Annotated in this window: 17 protein-coding genes and 2 tRNA genes; 1 reads left to right on the forward strand and 18 read right to left on the reverse strand. The window is 63.6% G+C overall.

Annotated elements, in window-relative coordinates:
• Positions 1-66: 66 nt before the first annotated feature.
• From POF53_RS23770 to acs, 18 genes are all read right to left on the reverse strand, one after another.
• Positions 67-143, reverse strand: a tRNA-Arg gene (locus POF53_RS23770).
• A 48-nt stretch (positions 144-191) separates the two neighbouring features.
• Positions 192-282: transfer RNA gene (locus POF53_RS23775), tRNA-Ser, on the reverse strand.
• Between the two features lie 72 nt (positions 283-354).
• Complete coding sequence (gene csrA, locus POF53_RS23780) at positions 355-543, reverse strand: carbon storage regulator CsrA (RefSeq protein WP_003254503.1); 189 nt, start codon at positions 541-543, stop codon at positions 355-357.
• 168 nt (positions 544-711) lie between these two features.
• On the reverse strand, positions 712-1,947 hold the full coding sequence (locus POF53_RS23785) for an aspartate kinase (protein ID WP_028691060.1): 1,236 nt from the start codon (positions 1,945-1,947) through the stop codon (positions 712-714).
• A gap of 83 nt (positions 1,948-2,030) precedes the next feature.
• Complete coding sequence (alaS, locus tag POF53_RS23790) at positions 2,031-4,655, reverse strand: alanine--tRNA ligase (protein ID WP_498969705.1); 2,625 nt, start codon at positions 4,653-4,655, stop codon at positions 2,031-2,033.
• A gap of 423 nt (positions 4,656-5,078) precedes the next feature.
• Positions 5,079-6,086, reverse strand: a complete 1,008-nt coding sequence (gene astE / locus POF53_RS23795; protein WP_232857741.1) for a succinylglutamate desuccinylase — start codon at positions 6,084-6,086, stop codon at positions 5,079-5,081.
• Between the two features lie 10 nt (positions 6,087-6,096).
• A complete protein-coding gene (locus POF53_RS23800) occupies positions 6,097-6,387 on the reverse strand; it encodes a hypothetical protein (RefSeq protein ID WP_011534960.1) in 291 nt (96 codons plus the stop codon).
• Positions 6,388-6,402: 15 nt separating this feature from the next.
• Positions 6,403-7,752: an N-succinylarginine dihydrolase gene (gene astB / locus POF53_RS23805; RefSeq protein ID WP_234561803.1), complete on the reverse strand. Its 1,350-nt coding sequence runs from the start codon at positions 7,750-7,752 to the stop codon at positions 6,403-6,405.
• A 23-nt stretch (positions 7,753-7,775) separates the two neighbouring features.
• Positions 7,776-9,239 carry a succinylglutamate-semialdehyde dehydrogenase gene (astD, locus tag POF53_RS23810; RefSeq protein ID WP_254465088.1) on the reverse strand — a complete coding sequence of 488 codons (1,464 nt, stop codon included), beginning with the start codon at positions 9,237-9,239 and terminating at the stop codon, positions 7,776-7,778.
• A complete protein-coding gene (gene astA, locus POF53_RS23815) occupies positions 9,240-10,268 on the reverse strand; it encodes an arginine N-succinyltransferase (RefSeq protein WP_232857738.1) in 1,029 nt (342 codons plus the stop codon).
• 55 nt (positions 10,269-10,323) lie between these two features.
• Positions 10,324-11,343 (reverse strand): arginine/ornithine succinyltransferase subunit alpha, encoded by a 1,020-nt coding sequence (aruF, locus tag POF53_RS23820; protein WP_203651541.1) that lies wholly within the window; start codon positions 11,341-11,343, stop codon positions 10,324-10,326.
• A 136-nt stretch (positions 11,344-11,479) separates the two neighbouring features.
• Positions 11,480-12,700, reverse strand: a complete 1,221-nt coding sequence (locus tag POF53_RS23825) for an aspartate aminotransferase family protein (RefSeq protein ID WP_498969709.1) — start codon at positions 12,698-12,700, stop codon at positions 11,480-11,482.
• Between the two features lie 340 nt (positions 12,701-13,040).
• Positions 13,041-14,021, reverse strand: coding sequence for a transcriptional regulator ArgR (gene argR / locus POF53_RS23830; protein ID WP_254465089.1), 981 nt, complete (start codon positions 14,019-14,021; stop codon positions 13,041-13,043).
• Between the two features lie 103 nt (positions 14,022-14,124).
• The gene (locus POF53_RS23835) at positions 14,125-14,889 is read right to left on the reverse strand and encodes an ABC transporter ATP-binding protein (RefSeq protein ID WP_023630946.1); all 765 of its coding nucleotides are present in this window, start codon (positions 14,887-14,889) and stop codon (positions 14,125-14,127) included.
• 22 nt (positions 14,890-14,911) lie between these two features.
• Entirely contained in the window at positions 14,912-15,610 is a 699-nt protein-coding gene (locus POF53_RS23840; RefSeq protein WP_203651534.1) for an ABC transporter permease, read from the reverse strand.
• A complete protein-coding gene (locus POF53_RS23845; protein ID WP_498969716.1) occupies positions 15,607-16,299 on the reverse strand; it encodes an ABC transporter permease in 693 nt (230 codons plus the stop codon). The genes POF53_RS23840 and POF53_RS23845 overlap by 4 nt, the downstream gene beginning before the upstream one ends.
• 88 nt (positions 16,300-16,387) lie before the next feature.
• Positions 16,388-17,173 (reverse strand): ABC transporter substrate-binding protein, encoded by a 786-nt coding sequence (locus POF53_RS23850; protein WP_203651530.1) that lies wholly within the window; start codon positions 17,171-17,173, stop codon positions 16,388-16,390.
• A gap of 549 nt (positions 17,174-17,722) precedes the next feature.
• Positions 17,723-19,684, reverse strand: a complete 1,962-nt coding sequence (gene acs, locus POF53_RS23855; RefSeq protein ID WP_254465090.1) for an acetate--CoA ligase — start codon at positions 19,682-19,684, stop codon at positions 17,723-17,725.
• Positions 19,685-20,090: 406 nt separating this feature from the next.
• Here acs and POF53_RS23860 point away from each other — a divergent pair, with 406 nt between their 5' ends.
• The gene (locus POF53_RS23860) at positions 20,091-20,345 is read left to right on the forward strand and encodes a DUF2790 domain-containing protein (protein ID WP_023630669.1); all 255 of its coding nucleotides are present in this window, start codon (positions 20,091-20,093) and stop codon (positions 20,343-20,345) included.
• The last annotated feature ends 31 nt before the right edge of the window (positions 20,346-20,376 follow it).

Raw genomic sequence — 20,376 nt, forward strand, 5'->3', positions numbered from 1 at the left:
GGTAGTTTTAGACCAGATTACCACTGGTGGATTGAAGCAGCCTTGCAGGCAAAGCCACTTCAAAAGTGGCGGACTCAGGAGGATTCGAACCTCCGACCGCTCGGTTCGTAGCCGAGTACTCTATCCAGCTGAGCTATGAGTCCGTGTCTTGCTGTGCCATTCGGAACGCTTTAAGCGCTCCAGGCAAATAATGGCGGTGAAGGGGGGATTCGAACCCCCGATACCCTTATGAGGTATACTCCCTTAGCAGGGGAGCGCCTTCGGCCACTCGGCCACCTCACCGCAACACGAGGCGAATATTAAACACACCCTTCCTCGTTTGCAACCCTTTTTTTGAAAAAAACTTCAAAAAAATTAAAGGCTTGGCTCCTCGTCCTTCTCTTTCTTGATCCGCAGGTAGATTTCCTCGCGGTGAACAGCCACTTCCTTGGGCGCGCTAACGCCAATACGCACCTGGTTGCCTTTGACACCCAGGACCGTCACGGTGATCTCACCGTCACCAATGATCAGGCTCTCGGCGCACCGACGAGTCAGAATCAGCATAGTTTTCTCCTCACATGAATCTTCAGGGACAACAGTCTTTGAAAAGCAGGGCCTGGCCGGGGACGACGGCACTGGCCCGGATCGACCACCACGGCTGCCTGGACAGGGACAGCCGCAGTGGCCAGAAACGCGAAGGGCGCGGCAAGCCGCGCCCCTCCAGGCAGCGTGTCACTCACCCTGTCGGGCAGGCGCATCGAGTTCGAACGCGGTGTGCAGCGCGCGTACGGCCAGCTCCAGGTACTTCTCTTCGATCACTACCGAGACCTTGATCTCGGAAGTGGAGATCATCTGGATGTTGATGCTCTCCTTGGCCAGGGCCTCGAACATGCGGCTGGCAACGCCCGCGTGGGAGCGCATGCCGACGCCGACGATCGACACCTTGGCGATCTTGGTGTCGCCGATCACTTCACGCGCGCCGATTTCGCGGGCGGTGTTCTCCAGCACGCTCAGCGCCTTCTCGTACTCGTTGCGGTGCACGGTGAAGGTGAAGTCGGTGGTGTTATCGTGCGAGACGTTCTGCACGATCATGTCGACTTCGATGTTGGCGGCGCTGATCGGGCCGAGGATCTTGAAGGCGACGCCTGGGGTATCCGGGACGCCACGAATGGTCAGCTTGGCCTCATCACGGTTGAAGGCGATACCGGAAATGATCGGCTGTTCCATGGATTCCTCTTCATCAATGGTAATGAGGGTACCCGGACCCTCCTTGAAGCTGTGCAGCACGCGCAGCGGGACGTTGTACTTGCCGGCGAACTCCACCGAGCGGATCTGCAGCACCTTGGAGCCGAGGCTGGCCATTTCCAGCATCTCCTCGAAGGTGATCTTCTCCAGGCGCTGGGCCTGGGGCACCACACGCGGGTCGGTGGTGTAGACGCCATCGACATCGGTGTAGATCTGGCACTCGTCGGCCTTCAGCGCCGCCGCCAGGGCCACGCCGGTGGTGTCGGAGCCGCCACGGCCGAGGGTGGTGATGTTGCCGTGCTCGTCGACGCCCTGGAAACCGGCGACCACCACGACACGGCCGGCCTTGAGGTCGGCGCGGATCTTCTGGTCGTCGATCTGCAGGATGCGCGCCTTGTTGTGCGCGCTGTCGGTGAGGATGCGCACCTGGTTGCCGGTGTAGGACACCGCCGGCACGCCGCGCTTCATCAGGGCCATGGACAACAGGGCAATGGTAACCTGCTCGCCGGTCGAGACGATCACGTCCAGCTCGCGGGGTTCGGGCTTGTCGGTGATCTGCTTCGCCAGGTCGATCAGGCGATTGGTTTCCCCGCTCATCGCCGACAGCACAACCACCAGGTCGGTGCCTTGCTCGCGGAATTTCTTGACCTTGTCGGCAACCTGCTCGATCCGCTCGATGGAACCGACAGAGGTACCGCCAAATTTCTGTACGATCAACGCCATTTCAAAGGTGCCTCAGCCCTCAAGGGCCCCAAAAAACAATCCAACATGGCGGGGACGCCGACTAGACCGGCGCCCCCTCCATCTCAAAGTCCCTGCTCGGCGAACGGCACGGCCAGGGCCAGCGCCTGGTCCAGCGCGGCGACGTCGACGCCACCGCCCTGGGCCATGTCAGGACGACCGCCGCCCTTGCCACCGACCGCCGCAGCAGCTTGTTTCATCAGGTCGCCAGCCTTGAGTTGGCTGGAGAGGTCCTTGGTCACGCCAGCCACCAGCACGACCTTGCCCTCATGCTCGCTGCCCAGCAGGATCACTGCGTGGCCGAGCTTGTTCTTCAGTTGATCGACGAGCGCCAGCAGCGCCTTGCCATCCTGCCCATCCAGGCGGGCGGCGAGGACCTTGGCACCCTTGACCTCAACGGCCGCGTTGGAGAGATCATCCCCGGCGGCGCTGGCGGCCTTGGCCTGCAGCTGCTCGAGCTGCTTTTCCAGCTGGCGGTTGCGCTCGAGCACAGCCGACAACTTGTCGATCAGGTTGTCGCGATTGCCCTTGACCAGCTGCGCGGCTTCCTTGACCTGCTCTTCGGCAGTGTTCAGGTAGGCCAGCGCGGCGGCGCCGGTGATCGCTTCGATACGGCGCACGCCAGAGGCCACACCGCCTTCGCTGATGATCTTGAACAGACTGATGTCGCCGGTGCGCTTGGCATGGATGCCGCCGCACAGCTCGACGGAGAAGTCACCGCCCATGCTCAGCACGCGCACGGTGTCGCCGTACTTCTCACCGAACAGCGCCATGGCGCCCTTGGCCTTGGCGGTCTCGATGTCGGTCAGCTCGGTCTGTACCTCGGTGTTGCGACGCACTTCGCGGTTGACGATGTCTTCCAGGGCCTTGATCTGTTCTGGCTTGACCGCCTCGAAGTGGCTGAAGTCAAAACGCAGGCGCTGGCTGTCGACCAGCGAGCCCTTCTGCTGCACGTGCTCGCCCAGCACCTGGCGCAAGGCTTCGTGCAGCAGGTGGGTGGCGGAGTGGTTCAGCGAGGTGGCGTGCTGCACGTCGGCATCGACGCGGGCATCAACTGCGGCACCGACAGTCAGGGCGCCGCTGGCGACCACGCCGTGGTGCAGGAAGGCACCACCGGTCTTGGTGGTGTCGCGCACGTCGAAGCGCGCGGCGCCGGCCTGCAGGTAGCCGCAGTCACCGACCTGGCCGCCGGACTCGGCGTAGAACGGGGTGCGATCGAGGACCACGACGCCCTCCTCGCCTTCAGCCAGTTGCTCGACGGCCTGGCCGTCCTTGTACAGGGCGATGACCTTGCCCTGGCCTTCGGTGGCGTCATAGCCGAGGAAGTCGGTGGCGGTGTCGACCTTGACCAGGCTGTTGTAGTCCATGCCGAAGGCGCTGGCGGAGCGGGCACGCTCACGCTGGGCTTCCATCTCGCGCTCGAAGCCGGCTTCGTCGATGGTCAGCTCGCGCTCGCGGGCGATGTCGGCGGTCAGGTCCATGGGGAAGCCATAGGTGTCGTACAGCTTGAACACCACATCCCCTGGCACGACCTGGCCCTGCAGCTGGGCCAGGTCCTGCTCGAGGATGCGCAGGCCCTGCTCGAGGGTCTTGGCGAACTGCTCTTCCTCGGTCTTGAGCACGCGCTCGATGTGCGCCTGCTGGCTCGTAAGCTCAGGGAAGGCTTCGCCCATCTCGGCCACCAGCGCGGCGACGATCTTGTGGAAGAAGCTGCCCTTGGCGCCCAGTTTGTTGCCGTGGCGGCAGGCGCGACGAATGATGCGGCGCAGCACGTAGCCGCGGCCTTCGTTGGACGGCAGCACGCCGTCGGCGATCAGGAAGCCGCAGGAACGGATGTGGTCGGCAACCACTTTCAGCGATGGCTGGTCGTCATTGGCGCAACCGATGGCATTGGCGGCAGCGGCCAGCAGGCTCTGGAACAGGTCGATCTCGTAGTTCGAGTGCACGTGCTGCATCACCGCACTGATGCGCTCCAGGCCCATGCCGGTATCCACCGACGGCGCCGGCAGCGGGTGCAGGACGCCGTCGGCGGTGCGGTTGAACTGCATGAAGACGTTGTTCCAGATCTCGATGTAGCGATCGCCGTCTTCTTCCGGCGAGCCGGGTGGGCCGCCCCAGATGTCGGCGCCGTGGTCGTAGAAGATCTCGGTGCACGGGCCACACGGACCGGTGTCGCCCATGGTCCAGAAGTTGTCGGAGGCGTACGGGGCGCCCTTGTTGTCACCGATGCGCACCATGCGCTCGGCCGGCACGCCGACTTCCTTGGTCCAGATGTCGTAGGCCTCGTCGTCGCTGGCGTAGACGGTGACCCACAGTTTTTCCTTCGGCAGGTTCAGCCACTTGTCCGAAGTCAGGAAGGTCCAGGCGAAGGTGATGGCATCGCGCTTGAAATAGTCGCCGAAGCTGAAGTTGCCCAGCATCTCGAAGAAAGTGTGGTGACGGGCGGTGTAGCCGACGTTTTCCAGGTCGTTGTGCTTGCCACCGGCGCGTACGCACTTCTGGCTGCTCACGGCGCGGGTATAGGCGCGCTTTTCCTGGCCGAGGAAGCAGTCCTTGAACTGGTTCATGCCGGCGTTGGTGAACAGCAGGGTCGGGTCATTGCCCGGGATCAGGGAGCTGGAGGCAACGCGAGTATGTCCCTGCTCTTCGAAGAAGCGGAGGAAGGCTTCACGGATTTCTGCGCTTTTCATAGGTTCTTCCACGGAAACGGCGGCCACACGTCGAATCGACGAAACGACGGCAAAGGGCCGCATTATATCGGTCCTGCAGTCTCGGTGCAGTGTGTTTATGCGATAGAAACCGTCGAATGGACGGTTTGTCGGACTACAGCAATTGAAAACGGCATGACCGCGATGCTAAAGCCAGCGTTTCGCTACTGGCAAGCCAATTACGGTCCCGGGACGGGGAAAATTAACAGGTTGGTGAATTAAAAGAATTTCATCACCAAAGGGATCCAAAACCGGCCAAGCGCTGAGCGTTCCTGTAGGAGCGGCCTTGTGCCGCGAAAGGGCTGCAAAGCAGCCCCAGGATCTCAGCAGCAAAGCAGATATTGCCGGGGTCGCTTTGCGACCCTTTCGCGGCACAAGGCCGCTCCTACAGGGATCGCGCAAGGCTTAAGCCAGCCGTTGCCCCGAATCCGGTACGATCAGGATCCCGGCGCGCAGCCCGTTCTTCACCTTGGGGTTGGGGAAGATGATTCGCGCGCCCTCCTCCTCCACCACCCAGCGCGTCTCGGCCAGGTCTTCGGCCAGCAGGTAGCCCTTGCTGAGCTCGGAGAAATTTTCGATGTCCGCCGGCAGGTGCAGGTGGAAGCTGTCGCTGTGCTTGATGATCTCGCGGGCGACGCTGAACAGCTTCAGGCTATCGAGCGAGTCGCCGGTCTCAGGCTCGGTACCTTCGATGATCTGGATGAGGCGTTCTTCGAGCTTGTCGAGATTGACGCCTTCGTTCTGCCCAAATGGCCGCGCCTTGCCCAATTCGAGGGTAAAGGCCTCGGCCTCCAGCTGCTCATAGGTGAAGGCACTGAAAGTAATCGAAGACTTGCTCTGCAACAGCACTGCCTCCATCCCTGCCGCAGCCAGGCGCGCCAGTTCACGTCGGGAATGCGTGCGGCCCTCCTTGTAGGGATACAAGGCGAACTGCTCGATCTTGGACCCGCGGATGGCAGTATGCAGGTCGTAATGCAAACGAGTGCGCTCAGGCTTGCTGAAGAACACCCGGGCGAACTGCTCAAGCTCCGCGGCGCGCAGCGCCTCGAAGCCACTGGAGAGTTCGTGGCGGCCATTGAACAGGCGGTTGATGTCCTGCTCGATGAAGCGCTCGCCCTTGCGGATCGCCGCCGGGTTGCCGAACAAAAACAGCACCCGCGCACGCGGCTTGATCTTGCCGTTGGCCACGCCGTGCAGCAGCCTTTCGAGCAACTCGATCGGCGCCGTCTCGTTGCCATGGATACCGGCCGACAACAGCAGGTCGAGCCCGCAATCCTCACCTTCGGGCGGGCGCACTTCCAGTGCGCCCTCCCCCAGCCAGCGCAAACGCACGCCCCGGGTGGTCACTTGGGTCTTCTCGGCCGGTTCGTGATCGGTCAGGGTCAGCTCAAGCAGTTTGCCGAGGGCGAGCATAGGCGCTTCCTTAGTGGTGGTGGCCGCAGTCCGGGCCGTGGACGTGGTCGTCGTCACCGGCAACGTCGGCCGGTTCCATTTCCAGTTGCAGGCTGACCAGGTTGGTGGCCATCGGGCGCAGCAGCAGGTTGGCGTACTCGGTGTCGTCTTCCTCGACATCGACGCCGATCAGCAGCTGGCCGCGGCCGTCCTGCTGGATCCACACTTCCTTGCCTTGCCAGACCACGGCAAAACGGGTGCACGAGGTTTCCAGCTGGGTGCCGTCTTCATCTTCCAGGATCAGGCGCAGGGCGTCGGACATTGCAATTTCTCTCTATCAAGGTTGGCGTTGGAACGGATACACCGAGCCCAGCTTGAGGATCTGGGTCAGGTCATCCAGGGCCGTGCGGCATTCCACCAGCAGCTGCGGGTCGGCCAGGTCCGCTTCGCCGAGGCGATCGCGGTAGTGCTTGTCGACCCACTGCACCAGGGTGTCGTACAGCGAGGCGGTCATGATAACGCCTGGATTGACCGCCGCCAGTTCGTTTTCCTTCAGCGCCACGCGCAGACGCAGGCAAGCCGGGCCGCCACCGTTCTGCATGCTCTGCTTGAGGTCAAAAACCTTGACCTCCTTCACCGGGCCGCCCTGGCTGGTCAGCTGGCTCAGATAAGCCCAGACGCGCTCGTTGTTGCGGCACTCCTCCGGCACCACCAGCAGCATCGAACCGTCTTCGCGGCTGAGCAGCTGGCTGTTGAACAGGTAGGAACGCACCGCGTCCTCCACCGTCACCGCCGCGCGCGGCACGCAGATACCCTGGAAGTTGCCGCCCTTGCTGGCCAGTTTAGCCTGCAGCTGGCCGAGCACGGTGTCGGTCTCGAGGAACGCGTCCTCGTGATAGAACAGCACCTCGCCGTTGCCCACCGAAATCACGTCGTTGTGGAACACGCCCTGATCGATCACCGCCGGATTCTGTTGAGCGTAGACCACGCCTTCATCGCTCAGCCCGTGCAGGCGAGCGACGGCCTGGGAGGCTTCCAGGGTCTGGCGCGCCGGATACTTCTGCGGCGCGGGATAGCGGCTGTCGAAAGCGCTGCGGCCATAGACGAAGAACTCGACGCCGGCCTCGCCATAGGCGCGGCAGAAGCGGGTGTGGTTGGCCGCGCCTTCGTCGCCGAACTGGGCAACCGCCGGCAGCGCCTCATGGTGGGCGAAGACCTTGTCATCGCTGAACATGGCGCCCAGCACGCGGCTGGTGGTCGGGTGCTCGATGCTGCGGTGGTACTTGCAGTTGAGGTTGGCGGCGGTGAAATGCACGCGGCCATCGGCGGTATCGGCGCTGGGGCTGACGGTGGCGGCGTTGGCCACCCACATGCTCGAGGCCGAGCAACTGGCGACCAACAGCGGCATTGCGTCTTTGGCCGCACGCTGGATCACTTCGGCATCGCTGCCGGTGAAGCCCAGGCGACGCAGCGCGGCCACGTCCGGACGCTCCTGCGGGGCCAGCACGCCCTGCTGGAAGCCCATTTCCATCAGCGCCTTCATCTTCGCCAGGCCCTGGCGCGCCGCCTCGCGCGGGTTGGAACCCTGCTGGCTGTTGCTCTGCGAGGCCACGTTGCCGTACGACAAGCCGCCGTAGTTGTGGGTCGGCCCCACCAGGCCATCAAAATTCACTTCAAAGGATTTCATCGGCAAGGCTCCGAGACCTGTTGTTATAGGGTGACGCCCGGCGTCAGGGTCGCCGGCAGTGCAAGGCTCGCGGTCTCCAGCGAAGCCACGGGGTAGGCGCAGTAGTCCGCCGCGTAGTAGGCGCTGGCGCGGTGGTTGCCGCTGGCGCCGACGCCACCGAACGGCGCGCTGCTGGCGGCGCCGGTCAGCTGCTTGTTCCAGTTGACGATGCCGGCGCGGCTGCGCAGCCAGAAGTGCTGGTAGCGGGCGTTGGAGTCCGACAGCAGCCCAGCGGCCAGGCCGTACTGGGTGTTGTTGGCCTCCTCGATCGCCGCGTCGAAGTCGGCGTAGCGGATCACCTGAAGCAGCGGGCCGAAGAACTCTTCGTCCGGGCGCTCGGCCACGGCGCTGACATCGATGATGCCCGGCGTGAGCAAGGCAGCGCCGGCCTGTGGCTGGGTCATCTCCAGCAATGCCACGGCGCCCTTGCCGAGCAGCTCGGCCTGGGCCGCCAGCAGTGCGCGAGCGGCCTGCAGCGAAATCACCGAACCCATGAAGGGCGCGGGCTGCTGATCGAAGGCACCGACACTGATGCTGCGGCTCACCTCGACCAGGCGCTGGATCAGCGCGTCACCCCAGTCGCCCTGCGGCACCAGCAGGCGGCGGGCGCAGGTACAACGCTGACCGGCGGAGATGAACGCCGACTGGATGATGGTGTACACCGCAGCGTCCAGGTCCTTGACCTCATCGACAACCAGCGGGTTGTTACCGCCCATTTCCAGGGCGAGGATCTTGTCCGGGCGGCCGGCGAACTGCTGGTGCAGCAGGTTGCCGGTGCGGCTGGAACCGGTGAAGAACAAGCCATCGATACCCGGGTTGCCAGCCAGCGCCACGCCGGTTTCGCGGGCGCCCTGGACCAGGTTGAGCACGCCGGCCGGCAAGCCGGCCTCGATCCAGCACTGCACCGTCAGCTCGGCGACCTTGGGGGTCAGCTCGCTGGGCTTGAACACCACGCAGTTGCCGGCCAGCAACGCCGGAACGATATGGCCGTTGGGCAGGTGGCCGGGGAAGTTGTACGGGCCGAACACCGCCACCACGCCATGGGGCTTGTGCCGCAACACGGCGGTGGCATCGGCCAGCGGGCCGCTCTTCTCACCGGTGCGCTCGCGGTAGCTCTGCACCGAGATGGCGACCTTGTTGACCATGCTGGTCACTTCGGTGGCCGACTCCCACAGGGGCTTGCCGGTTTCTTCGCCGATGCAGCGCGACAGCGCCTCGGCATTGGCCTTGAGCTTCTCGGCGAAGGCCTCCAGCACGCTGATGCGCGCCTCCAGGCTCAGCGATGCCCAGGCCGGGAACGCCTGGCGGGCGGCCTGCACGGCGGTTTCGACCTGGGCGGCGTCGGCGCCCTGCCCTTGCCAGATCAGCGCCTGGGTGACGGGGTTGAGCGACTGCAGGGTTTCACCCTGGCCGGCCAGCCAGTGGCCTGCGATGTAATGCGTGTTCATTTACTGGGCCTCCCGACCGGCGGACAGCGGCACGGCGCGGACATTGTCGCCAGCGCCCAGGCGCAGGCGCTTGGCGGTCTGCGGATCGACCACCAGGGTGCCTGCCGCCAGGCGCGCCGGTGCGGCGGTGATGCGGCAGTCTTCGCGCTTGCGGTTGTGAATGATGTAAGGGGTGGCGTCGTCACCCGGGGTGCCGACGGCCAGTACCAGGGTCTCGCTGTCACGCACGGCGCGGATCTTCGAGGTCTCGCACTCGATGGCGGGACCTGCGTCGAAGATGTCGACGTAGCCCTGGTAGTTGAAGCCTTCGCGCTTGAGCATGGCCAGCGCAGGCTCCGTGTCGGTGTGCACGCGGCCGATGACGCTGCGCGCCGCTTCCGAGAGGAAGCAGGTGTACAGCGGGAACTTGGGCATCAGTTCGGCGATGAACGACTTGTTGCCCACGCCGGTGAGGTAGTCGGCCTGGCTGAACTCCATCTTGAAGAAGTGCCGGCCCAGGCTCTCCCAGAAGGGCGAACGGCCTGCCTCGTCGGACATGCCGCGCATCTCGGCGATGATCTTGTTGCCGAACAGCTGCGGGAACTCGGCGATGAACAGCATCCGCGCCTTGGACAGCAGACGGCCATTGAGGCCACTGCGGTAGTCGCTGCGCAGGAACAGCGAGCACAGCTCGGAGTTGCCGGTCAGGTCGTTGGCCAGGAACAGCGTGGGGATCTCGCGGTAGATGTTCAGCTCCTGCGAGGCGCTGACGGTCAGGCCGACCCGGTAGTTGTACCAGGGCTCGCGCAGGCCGACGGCACCGGCGATGGCACTGATGCCGACCACCATGCCTTCGTCGTTCTCCAGCACGAACAGGTAGTCGGTGTCGCCGCGCTCGGCTTCGCCGCGAAAGCTTTTCTCGGCCCAGCCGACCCGTTGGCCGAGGCGCTCCTCGTTGGCCGGCAGCGTGGTCAGGCCGGTGGTGCCGGTGCTGCGGGCCAATTCGATCAGCGCGGGTAAATCGCTGCTGCGTACAGGACGAACGATCATGCTATCTCCTTGTGCGGCGGTCTGTGCCTGCCGCGAAACTCTCTGTTCCGGCGGTTCAGACCGCGACCAGGCGCACGCTGGCGCCTTCGCCGACACCCAGGGCCTCGGCGGCTTCGCCGCTCAGGCTGACCGGCTTGCCCGGCACCCAGTCCAGCTCCAGCAGCACGGCGCGATAATCCTGCAACTGGCCGTTGCACACCAGGTACGGACGGCCGCCCTTGACTGGCGTCTCGTCGAGCTTGACCGGCACCACCCGGCTCTGGGCGATGGAGCGGATGCCCGAGGCGCGGGCGTGCAGGGTCGGGCCGCCGTCGAAGATGTCGATGTAATGCTCGGTCTCGAAGCCTTCGCGCATGAGGATGTCGAAGGTAATCTGCGCCCGCGGGTGCACCTGGCCCATGGCCTCCTGCGCCTCGTCGGCCAGCAGCGGCACGTAGATCGGGTAGTGCGGCATCAGTTCAGCGAGGAAGGTGCGGCTCTTCAGGCCGCACAGGCGCTCGGCGTCGGCGTAGTTGAGGTCGAAGAAGTTGCGGCCGATGGCGTCCCAGAACGGCGACTCGCCCTGCTCGTCGCTGTAGCCGACGATCTCGGTCACCACCGACTCGGCGAAGCGCTCGGGGTGCGCGGCCATGAACAGCAGGCGGCCCCGTGAGTTGAGCTCGGCGAAGGCGCTGCTCACCAGTTCCGGCACCACGTAGAAACTGGTCAGCAGGCTGTTGCCGGTGAGGTCGTGGCACAGCGACAGGACGTGAATCTTGTTGTGGATCTTCAGCTCGCGGGAGGCGTGCACGAAGGTCTCGTTGCGAAAGCTGTAGAACGGCTCGGAGTAGCCGGCCGAAGCGACGATGGCCGAGCAGCCGACCAGCTTGCCGGTGGCGCTGTCCTCAAGCACGAAGAAGTAGCTCTCTTCGCCATTGAAGCTGACCTCGGCAGCGAACGAGGTTTCCGAGGCGGCGATCTTGTCGCCCAGGCGGCCGGCGTCATCCGGCAGCGAGGTGACACCAATGGGGCTGTCGGCAGCCATGCGCTGCACTTCGTTCAGATCAGCCATTTGCGCGGGGCGCATCACCAGCATGGTGTCACTCCTTTCGGGAAAGCGGGCCGATCACATCGGCACGGAAAAACGGCGGGCACGCGCCACCACCTGCAAGCAGGTGCCCGCACTGGAATTCGGGTATCGCCAGCCCCTTCTCGGGGCCGGCGAAGGGCGATCAGCCCTTGATCAGTTTTGCCACGGCGCGTTCGAAACGATCCAGGCCTTCGTAGATGTCGGCATCCTCGACCACCAGGCTCGGGGCGAAGCGCACCACGTCCGGGCCGGCCTGCAGGACCATCACGCCTTCTTTCTCGGCGGCGTTGAGGATGTCCTTGGCCTTGCCTTTCCAGGCCTCGCTCAGCACGCAGCCGATCAGCAGGCCGACGCCACGCACCTGGGTGAACAGGCCGGTTTGCTGGCCGATGTTCTCCAGACGAGTCTTGAAGCGCTCATGCTTGGCCTTGATGCCCGCCAGGGTTTCCGGGGTGTTGATCACATCCAGCACCGCGCAGGCAACGGCGCAGCCCAGCGGGTTGCCACCGTAGGTGGTGCCGTGGGTGCCGACGGCCAGGTGCTTGGCCAGGTCGCTGGTGGTCAGCATGGCGCCGATCGGGAAGCCGCCGCCCAGGCTCTTGGCGCTGGTGAGGATGTCCGGGGTGACGCCGTAGTGCTGGTAGGCGTACAGCGAGCCGGTACGGCCGACACCGGTCTGGACTTCGTCGAAGATCAGCAGGGCGTTGTGCTCGTCGCACAGTTTGCGCGCGCCCTCCAGGTAGGCCTGGTCGGCCGGGACCACGCCGCTCTCGCCCTGGATCGGCTCAATGACCACGGCGCAGGTCTTGTCGGAAATCTGCGCTTTCAGCGCTTCCAGGTCGTTGTACGGCACATGGCTGATGCCGGTGATCTTCGGACCGAAGCCGTCGGAGTATTTGGGCTGGCCACCGACGCTGACGGTGAACAGGGTGCGACCGTGGAAGCTGTTCACGGTGGCGATGATTTCGTGCTTCTCGGGGCCGAAGCGGTCGTGGGCGACGCGACGGGCCAGCTTGAAGGCGGCCTCGTTGGACTCGGCACCAGAGTTGCAGAAGAACGCACGCTCGGCGAAGGTCGCGTCCACCAGCTTGTGCGCCAGGCGCAGGGCCGGCTCGTTGGTGAACACGTTGGAGACGTGCCAGAGGGTGTTGGCCTGCTCGGTGAGCGCCTTGACCAGCGCCGGATGGCAGTGGCCCAGGGCATTAACCGCGATGCCGCCGGCGAAGTCGATCAGCTCGCGACCGGTCTGGTCCCAGACTCGGGAACCCTCGCCTCGCACAGGAATGAACGCCGCCGGGGAGTAGTTGGGAACCATGACCTGGTCGAAATCGGCACGTTGCACCGGGGCTTGCTCAACGGACATCTGAGTCTCCTGAAGAGGAACGCTGGCCTGGAAGTGGCGAGCGATGAAGGGATTGTAAGGACTGATCGGCGCCTGTCCTTGCTGCCAGGCGACAACTTGTTACAGCGCCAAACCGTGTTTTCACGCGGTTTTCGGCAATGCGACAAACAGTGTCGCAATCGCGCAGTGTAACGGGAGATAGGAATCGGGTGAACGACCGTTCACATATGAAAAGAGGTTGCCTGCACCGGCCTCTTCGCGGGTAAACCCGCTCCCACAGGATGGCACCGTACCTGAAAACAGCAGATTGCCTGTGGGAGCGGGTTTACCCGCGAAGAGGCCGGCACAGACAATAGAGAAATCAGCCCCGCTCGGCCGGCGCCGAACTCAGCTCGAACGGGCTGCTGCTGCGCCGCTGGTTACGGTCTTCACGCGGTGTGGCGCCAAAGAAATTGCGGTACGCACTGGAGAAATGCGGCCCCGAGGAGAAACCGCAGGACAATCCGATCTGGATGATCGACTTGCTGGTCTGCATCAGCATCTGCCGTGCCTTGTTCAGGCGCAGCTCCAGGTAATACTGACTGGGCACGCGATTGAGGTACTGCTTGAAGATCCGCTCCAGCTGGCGACGGGACACGCACACATGCTGGGCGATCTCGTCGGTGGTCAGCGGCTCCTCGATATTGGCCTCCATCAGCAGCACCGCCTGGGTGAGCTTGGGATGGCTGGAGCCCAGGCGATTCTGCAGCGGAATGCGCTGGCGCTCGCCCCCTTCACGGATACGCTCGACCACCAGCTCTTCCGACACCGCGCCCGCCAGCTCCGCGCCATGATCGCGCGCAAGCACCGCCAGCAGCAGGTCGGTCACCGCCATGCCGCCGCAGGCAGTCAGGCGATCACGGTCCCAGTCGAACAGGTGGCTGGTGGCGATCACCTTGGGGAAGCGCTCGGCGAAATCATCCTGCCAACGCCAGTGCACCGCGGCGCGGTAGCCATCAAGCAGGCCCAGCGCCGCCAGCGGGTACACCCCAGCAGACAGGCCGCCGATCATGCAGCCGCTGCGCGCCAGCTGCTTGAGCGCGGCGGACAGCGACGAGCCGATGGCCGTCGGCGGCTCGTCGGCCAGCAGGAACAGCTTGTGGCAACCCTCCAGACGACCGTTCCAGGCCTCGCCCGGCAGGCGCCAGGCACCCTCCTGCACGGCTTCGGCCTGCAGATAGGCCAGCTCGTAGACCACGTCCGGATGCACCCGCTGGGCCACCTGCAGCACCTCTTCGGCCAACGCCAGGGTCAGCGGCTTGGTGCTTGGCCAGATGAGAAATCCGATTCGCTGGGTGGTCATAGGGCGTGGTCCGAAACCTGGAAGGAAAGGTTCGCGCTTGTGGCGCCAGGGCATGCCGCGCGGATGGCGCAGCATGCCCCATTATGGTGCAAATTTGCAGCGATTACTTCAGGCTGCCGGAAAGGAACTGCTTGAGGCGCTCGGACTGCGGATTGACCAGCACCTCGCGCGGGCAGCCGCGCTCCTCCACCAGCCCCTTGTGCAGGAACACCAGCTGGTTGGACACCTCGCGGGCAAAGCCCATCTCGTGGGTGACCACCACCATGGTGCGGCCTTCCTGGGCCAGCGACTGCATGACCTTGAGCACATCGCCCACCAGCTCCGGGTCGAGCGCCGAGGTCGGCTCGTCGAACAGCATCACCTCAGGCTCCATGGCCAGGGCGCGGGCAATGGCCACGCGCTGCTGCTCGCCGCCGGACATGTGGCCGGGGAAGGCATCCTTGCGATGGGACACGCCGACCTTGGCCAGGTAGTGCTCGGCCTTCTCCAGCGCTTCCTTCTTGTTCACGCCCAGCACATGCACCGGCGCCTCGATGACGTTCTCAAGCGCCGTCATGTGCGACCACAGGTTGAAATGCTGGAACACCATCGACAGGCGCGAGCGCATGCGCTGCAGCTGTTTCGGATCGGCGGCCTTGAGCGCGCCGTCCTTGCCGGCCACCAGCTTGAGCTCTTCGTTGTTGAGCAGGATCTTGCCCGCGTGCGGCTGCTCCAACAGGTTGATGCAGCGCAGGAAGGTCGATTTGCCCGAGCCGCTGGAGCCGATAATGCTGATCACGTCGCCTGCCTTGGCTTCGAGGGAGACGCCCTTGAGCACCTCATGGCTGCCGTAGCGCTTGTGCAGGTCTTGGATTTGAAGTTTGTACATGCTGTCGGATCTCACAGAGCGGTCAGTGCTTGCGCGGCGCCAGGTAGCCGAGCCAGCGGCGTTCGGCCATCTTGAACAGGCGCACGAGGATGAAGGTCAGGCACAGGTAGAACACGCCCGCCGTGATGTAGGCCTCGAAAGGCAGGTAGTACTGGGCGTTGACCGTGCGCGCGGCACCGGTGATGTCGATCAGGGTGACGATCGACGCCAGGCTGGTGGTCTGCAGCATCATGATCACTTCGTTGCTGTACTGCGGCAGCGCCCGGCGCAGGGCCGACGGCAGGAGGATGCGGCGGTACATCTTCATGCGCGACATGCCGATGGCCTTGGCCGCCTCGATCTCGCCATGGGGCGTGGCCTTGAGGCTGCCAGCGATGATCTCGGCGGTGTAGGCACTAGTGTTGACGGCGAAGGCCAGGCAGGCGCAGAAGGTCGCGCTGGACAGCCACGGCCACAGGAAGCTCTCGCGCACTGCCTCGAACTGGGCCAGGCCGTAGTAGATCAGGAACAACTGCACCAGCATCGGCGTGCCGCGGATCACGTAGGTGTACAGCCAGGCACTCATGTTCACCAGCGGCTGCTTGGAGACGCGCATCAGGCCCAGCGGAATTGCCGCCAGCAGGCCGAACAGCAGCGACAGCGCCAGCAGCTTGAGGGTGGTCAGCAGGCCGCCCAGGTACAGCGGCAGGGCCTCCCAGATGACGTTGTAGTCGAAGATCATAGTTCAGCCGCCTTGACGCCCACCGAGTAGCGCTTCTCGAGATACTTCAGCGCCAGCAGCGAGACACTGGTCAGCACCAGGTACAACGCCGCCACCGCGAGGAAGAAGGTGAAGGGTTCGCGGGTGGCGTCCGCCGCCTGCTTGGCCTTGAACATCATGTCCTGCAGACCGACCACCGAAATCAGCGCGGTCGCCTTGGTCAGCACCAGCCAGTTGTTGGTGAAGCCCGGGATCGCCAGGCGGATCATCTGCGGCACCATGATCCGGAAGAACACCTGGACACCGCTCATGCCGTAGGCCGCACCCGCCTCGGCCTGCCCCTTGGGAATCCCCAGGAAGGCGCCGCGGAAGGTTTCCGAGAGGTAGGCACCGAAGATGAAGCCCAGGGTGCCGATGCCGGCGACCAGGGGGTTCAGGTCGATGTAGTCGTCATAGCCGAGCAGCGGCGCCACCCGGTTGATGATGTCCTGGCCGCCGTAGAAGATCAGCAGGATCAGGACCAGGTCAGGGATGCCACGGATCACCGTGGAATACAGATCCCCCAGCCAGGCCAGCCAGCGCACCGGCGACAAGCGCAGCGCCACGCCGATCAGGCCGAGGACGATGGCCAGGGCCATCGACGACAGGGCGAGCTGCAGCGTCAGCCACGCTCCGTCGAGGATGACTGCCCCATAGCCTTTCAACATGATTCGAATTCCTCAGGGCTTGGGAATGAAAAATGGTGCAAACCTCAGAGCTTCTGCTGTTTGCACCATTGCACAGGTGAAACTCGATGGCTTACTTCGAGTCTGGACCGTAGATGTCGAAGTTGAAGTACTTCTTCTCGATCTCTTTGTATTTGCCGTTGGCACGGATCGCATCGATGGCGGCGTTGATGCGGTCGGCGTTGGCCTTGTCACCCTTGCGCAGGGCGATGCCGATACCGTCACCGAAGTACTTGGAATCGGTGAAGGCCGGGCCTACGAAGGCAAAGCCCTTGCCGGCGTCGGTTTTCAGGAAACCGTCTTCGAGCAGGGTGGCGTCGGCCACGGTACCGTCAAGACGACCGGCGGCGACGTCCAGGTAGATTTCGTTCTGGGTGCCGTAAGGCACGACGGTGGCGCCTTGCGCGCCCAGGACTTCCTTGGCGAAGCGATCATGGATCGAGCCGCGCTGCACGCCGATCTTCTTGCCCTTGAGCTCAGCCAGGCTGTCGCTGACGGTGGTGCCTTCCTTCATGACCAGGCGCGCCGGGGTCAGGTAGTAGCGCTTGGTGAAGTCGACCGACTTCTTGCGATCGTCGGTGATCGACATGGACGACAGGATGGCGTCGATCTTGCGCACTTTCAGCGCCGGGATCAGGCCGTCGAACTCCTGCTCGATCCAGGTGCACTTGGCTTTCATCTCTTCGCACAGGGCGTTGCCGATGTCGTAGTCGAAGCCGGCGAGGCTGCCATCAGGCTGCTTGAAGGCGAAGGGTGGGTAGGCGGCCTCGATACCGATCTTCAACGGCTTCTCATCGGCCTGCGATACCAGGGAAAACACGGAAAGCGCCAGGGCGCCAAGCAGTGCGAGCTTCTTCATCAGGTAACTCCATCGGTACGGGGCAATACAAGGCAGTTGTAACGGCTGCCCGATATGCGAATGGGTACAGCGCGAGCCGCGCAGGTTTCGACCAAGGTCGCAGACCACGAGCGAGTGAGTGGCATTCTAGCGACAGCCCGATGGTCGATATTTCTTCAAAGCGACAACTAATTACAGAAGCGCCAGGAACCGCGGCGGGCGATATTGACAGCTCCTGCGAGATATGCAAGAGCAAAAGAGAAATAACCTATACCCAAAGCAATAAGCGGGCCCATTATTGGCAAAGCCTTGTATTCCGGCAAGCGCAGCGTGCGACCCTGCACAAAATGCTCGCAGGAATGCACTCAAATGGCACATGAATGTTTCCACAAGCCCCGCATTTGGGCGAAATCGGTGACAGCCAGGGTTACCGATGAATGTCGGAGTAACAGTCTGCATCAGTAAAGCAAAAACCCCGCCGGGTGTGGGCGGGGCTTTTACTGATGGCCTGATCGCGGGGCAAGCCCGCTCCCACGACCTTCAGGAGCCGACTTGCCGCGACGCTTCGACTCAGGCGGTGGCCAGGCTCATCGCCTTGTGGGTGTCGATCAGGTGCTGCACCACCCCTGGGTCGGCCAGCGTGGAGATATCACCCAGCGCGTCGTACTCGCCGGTGGCGATCTTGCGCAGGATGCGGCGCATGATCTTGCCCGAACGGGTCTTCGGCAGCCCCGGCGCCCACTGGATCACATCCGGCGAGGCGATCGGGCCGATTTCCTTGCGCACCCAGTTCTTCAGCTCAAGGCGCAGTTGCTCGCTCGACTCCTCGCCGACATTGAGGGTGACATAGACATAGATGCCCTGCCCCTTGATATCGTGCGGCACGCCCACCACCGCCGCTTCGGCGACCTTCGGATGCGCCACCATCGCGCTCTCGATCTCGGCGGTGCCCATGCGGTGTCCGGAGACGTTGAGCACGTCGTCGACGCGACCGGTGATCCAGTAGTAGCCGTCTTCGTCGCGACGGGCACCGTCACCGGTGAAGTACATGCCACGGAAGGTCTTGAAGTAGGTGTCGACGAAACGGTCATGATCGCCGTACAGCGAGCGCGACTGGCCCGGCCAGGAGTCGAGGATCACCAGGTTGCCCTCGGCGGCGCCCTCGATCAGGTTGCCCAGGTTGTCCACCAGCGCCGGCACCACGCCGAAGAACGGGCGGGTCGCCGAGCCAGGCTTCAGTGCGGTGGCGCCTGGCAGTGGGCTGATCAGCACACCGCCAGTCTCGGTCTGCCACCAGGTATCGACGATCGGGCAACGCTCCTTGCCGACGGTCTTGTAGTACCAGTTCCAGGCCTCGGGGTTGATCGGCTCGCCCACCGAGCCCAGCAGGCGCAGGCTGGAGCCATCGGCACCGGCCACCGCCGCTTCACCTTCGGCCATCATGGCGCGAATGGCGGTTGGCGCGGTGTAGAGGATATTGACCTTGTGCTTGTCGACGATCTTCGACACCCGGGTGATGTCCGGGTAGTTCGGCACTCCTTCGAACAGCAGCGTGGTGGCGCCGTTGGCCAGCGGGCCGTAGACGATGTAGCTGTGGCCGGTGACCCAGCCCACGTCGGCGGTGCACCAGTAGACATCGCCCGGACGGTAGTCAAACACGCGCTCGTGGGTCAGCGCGGCATACACCAGGTAACCGCCAGTGGTGTGCAGCACGCCCTTGGGCTTGCCGGTGGAGCCGGAGGTATAGAGGATGAACAGCGCCTCCTCGGCGCCCATCTCTTTCGGCGCGCAGTGGCTGGAGGCAACCTTCATCAGGTCTTCGTACCAGATGTCGCGATGCTGGTGCCAGGCGATGTCGCCACCGGTGCGCTTGCACACGATGATCTTCTGCACACTGCTGGTTTCAGGGTTGGTCAGGGCCAGGTCGACGTTGGCCTTGAGCGGGGTACGGCGGCCGCCGCGCAGGCCTTCGTCGGCGGTGATCACCACTTTCGACTTGCAGTCGATGATGCGACCGGCCAGCGCCTCCGGCGAGAAGCCGCCGAACACCACCGAGTGGATCGCACCGATGCGGGCGCAGGCCAGCATGGCGACCACTGCCTCGGGAATCATCGGCATATAGATGGTGACCACGTCGCCGCGGTGCACGTCCTGGCCACGCAGGGCGTTGGCGAACTTGCAGACCTGCTCGTGGAGCTCGCGGTAGGTGATGTTGCGGTGTTCGGAAGGGTCGTCGCCCTCCCAGATGATCGCCAGCTGGTCGCCGCGCTCTTCGAGGTGGCGGTCCAGGCAGTTGTAGGAAACGTTCAGAGTGCCGTCGGCGAACCACTTGATATCGACATGGTGGTCGTCGAACGAGGTCTGCTTGACCTTGGTGAAAGGCTTGATCCAGTCCAGACGCTGGGCCTGCTCGCGCCAGAAGCCGTCCGGGTTGATCACCGATTGCTGGTACATGGCCTTGTAGGTGGCCTCGTCGGTCAGGGTACTGGCCGCAACCTCGGGACGAACGGGATACAGTGGAGCCGCACTCATCTGTGTTACCTCGGTGTAATAGTTGTTTTTGTATGGAACCGTTTGTAACTGTACCAGAGCGGCCAAGGCCATTCGACGTTGGTAGTAACACGACGGGCCGTCGACTCACCAATCAGGCGCGACCGCTCTAGTACATGGCATGCAGCTATCTCCGAGAGGAAAAGACAGGGTTTCGACGGGGATTGTTACAGATTCTGTCAAAAGACTTTATCAAAACCCCCTCTGTTTCAGCCGTGGGCGCCTCCCTAAAATTCATCTCGCCAGCAACGGCAACGCGATTAACTTGGTAACAGCCCCCACGCAGGCAGCGTTAATCCGTACCTCATCCCGATAGTTGAAACTTGCTGTACTCGCGGCGCCATAAGCGCCGCGTGCCCCCTCACGACCTTAGACAGGTAACTTGAAAATGAAAGCTTTACTGGTATTGGTACTTGGCGGTTTTTGCGGCGCGGCATTGGCCGGCGAAGCAAAAGATGTCGAGCAGATTCCGGTTGAACAGTACAGTTATTCGCAGCACCTGGACATCGCCCGCGTCATCTCCATGAGCGAAGTGCCGAACGTCTGTGAAGTGGTGCCGGCCCGCATGACCTACGAGGACTCCCAGGGCCAGAAGCACATTCTCGAATACCGCGTGATGGGGAACGGTTGTTCCAACGGCTGAGGCCATAGGTTTATCGCGGGGCAAGCCCGCT

Source organism: Mitsuaria sp. RG (genome assembly GCF_028369275.1).
GTDB classification, from domain to species: domain Bacteria; phylum Pseudomonadota; class Gammaproteobacteria; order Pseudomonadales; family Pseudomonadaceae; genus Aquipseudomonas; species Aquipseudomonas peradeniyensis.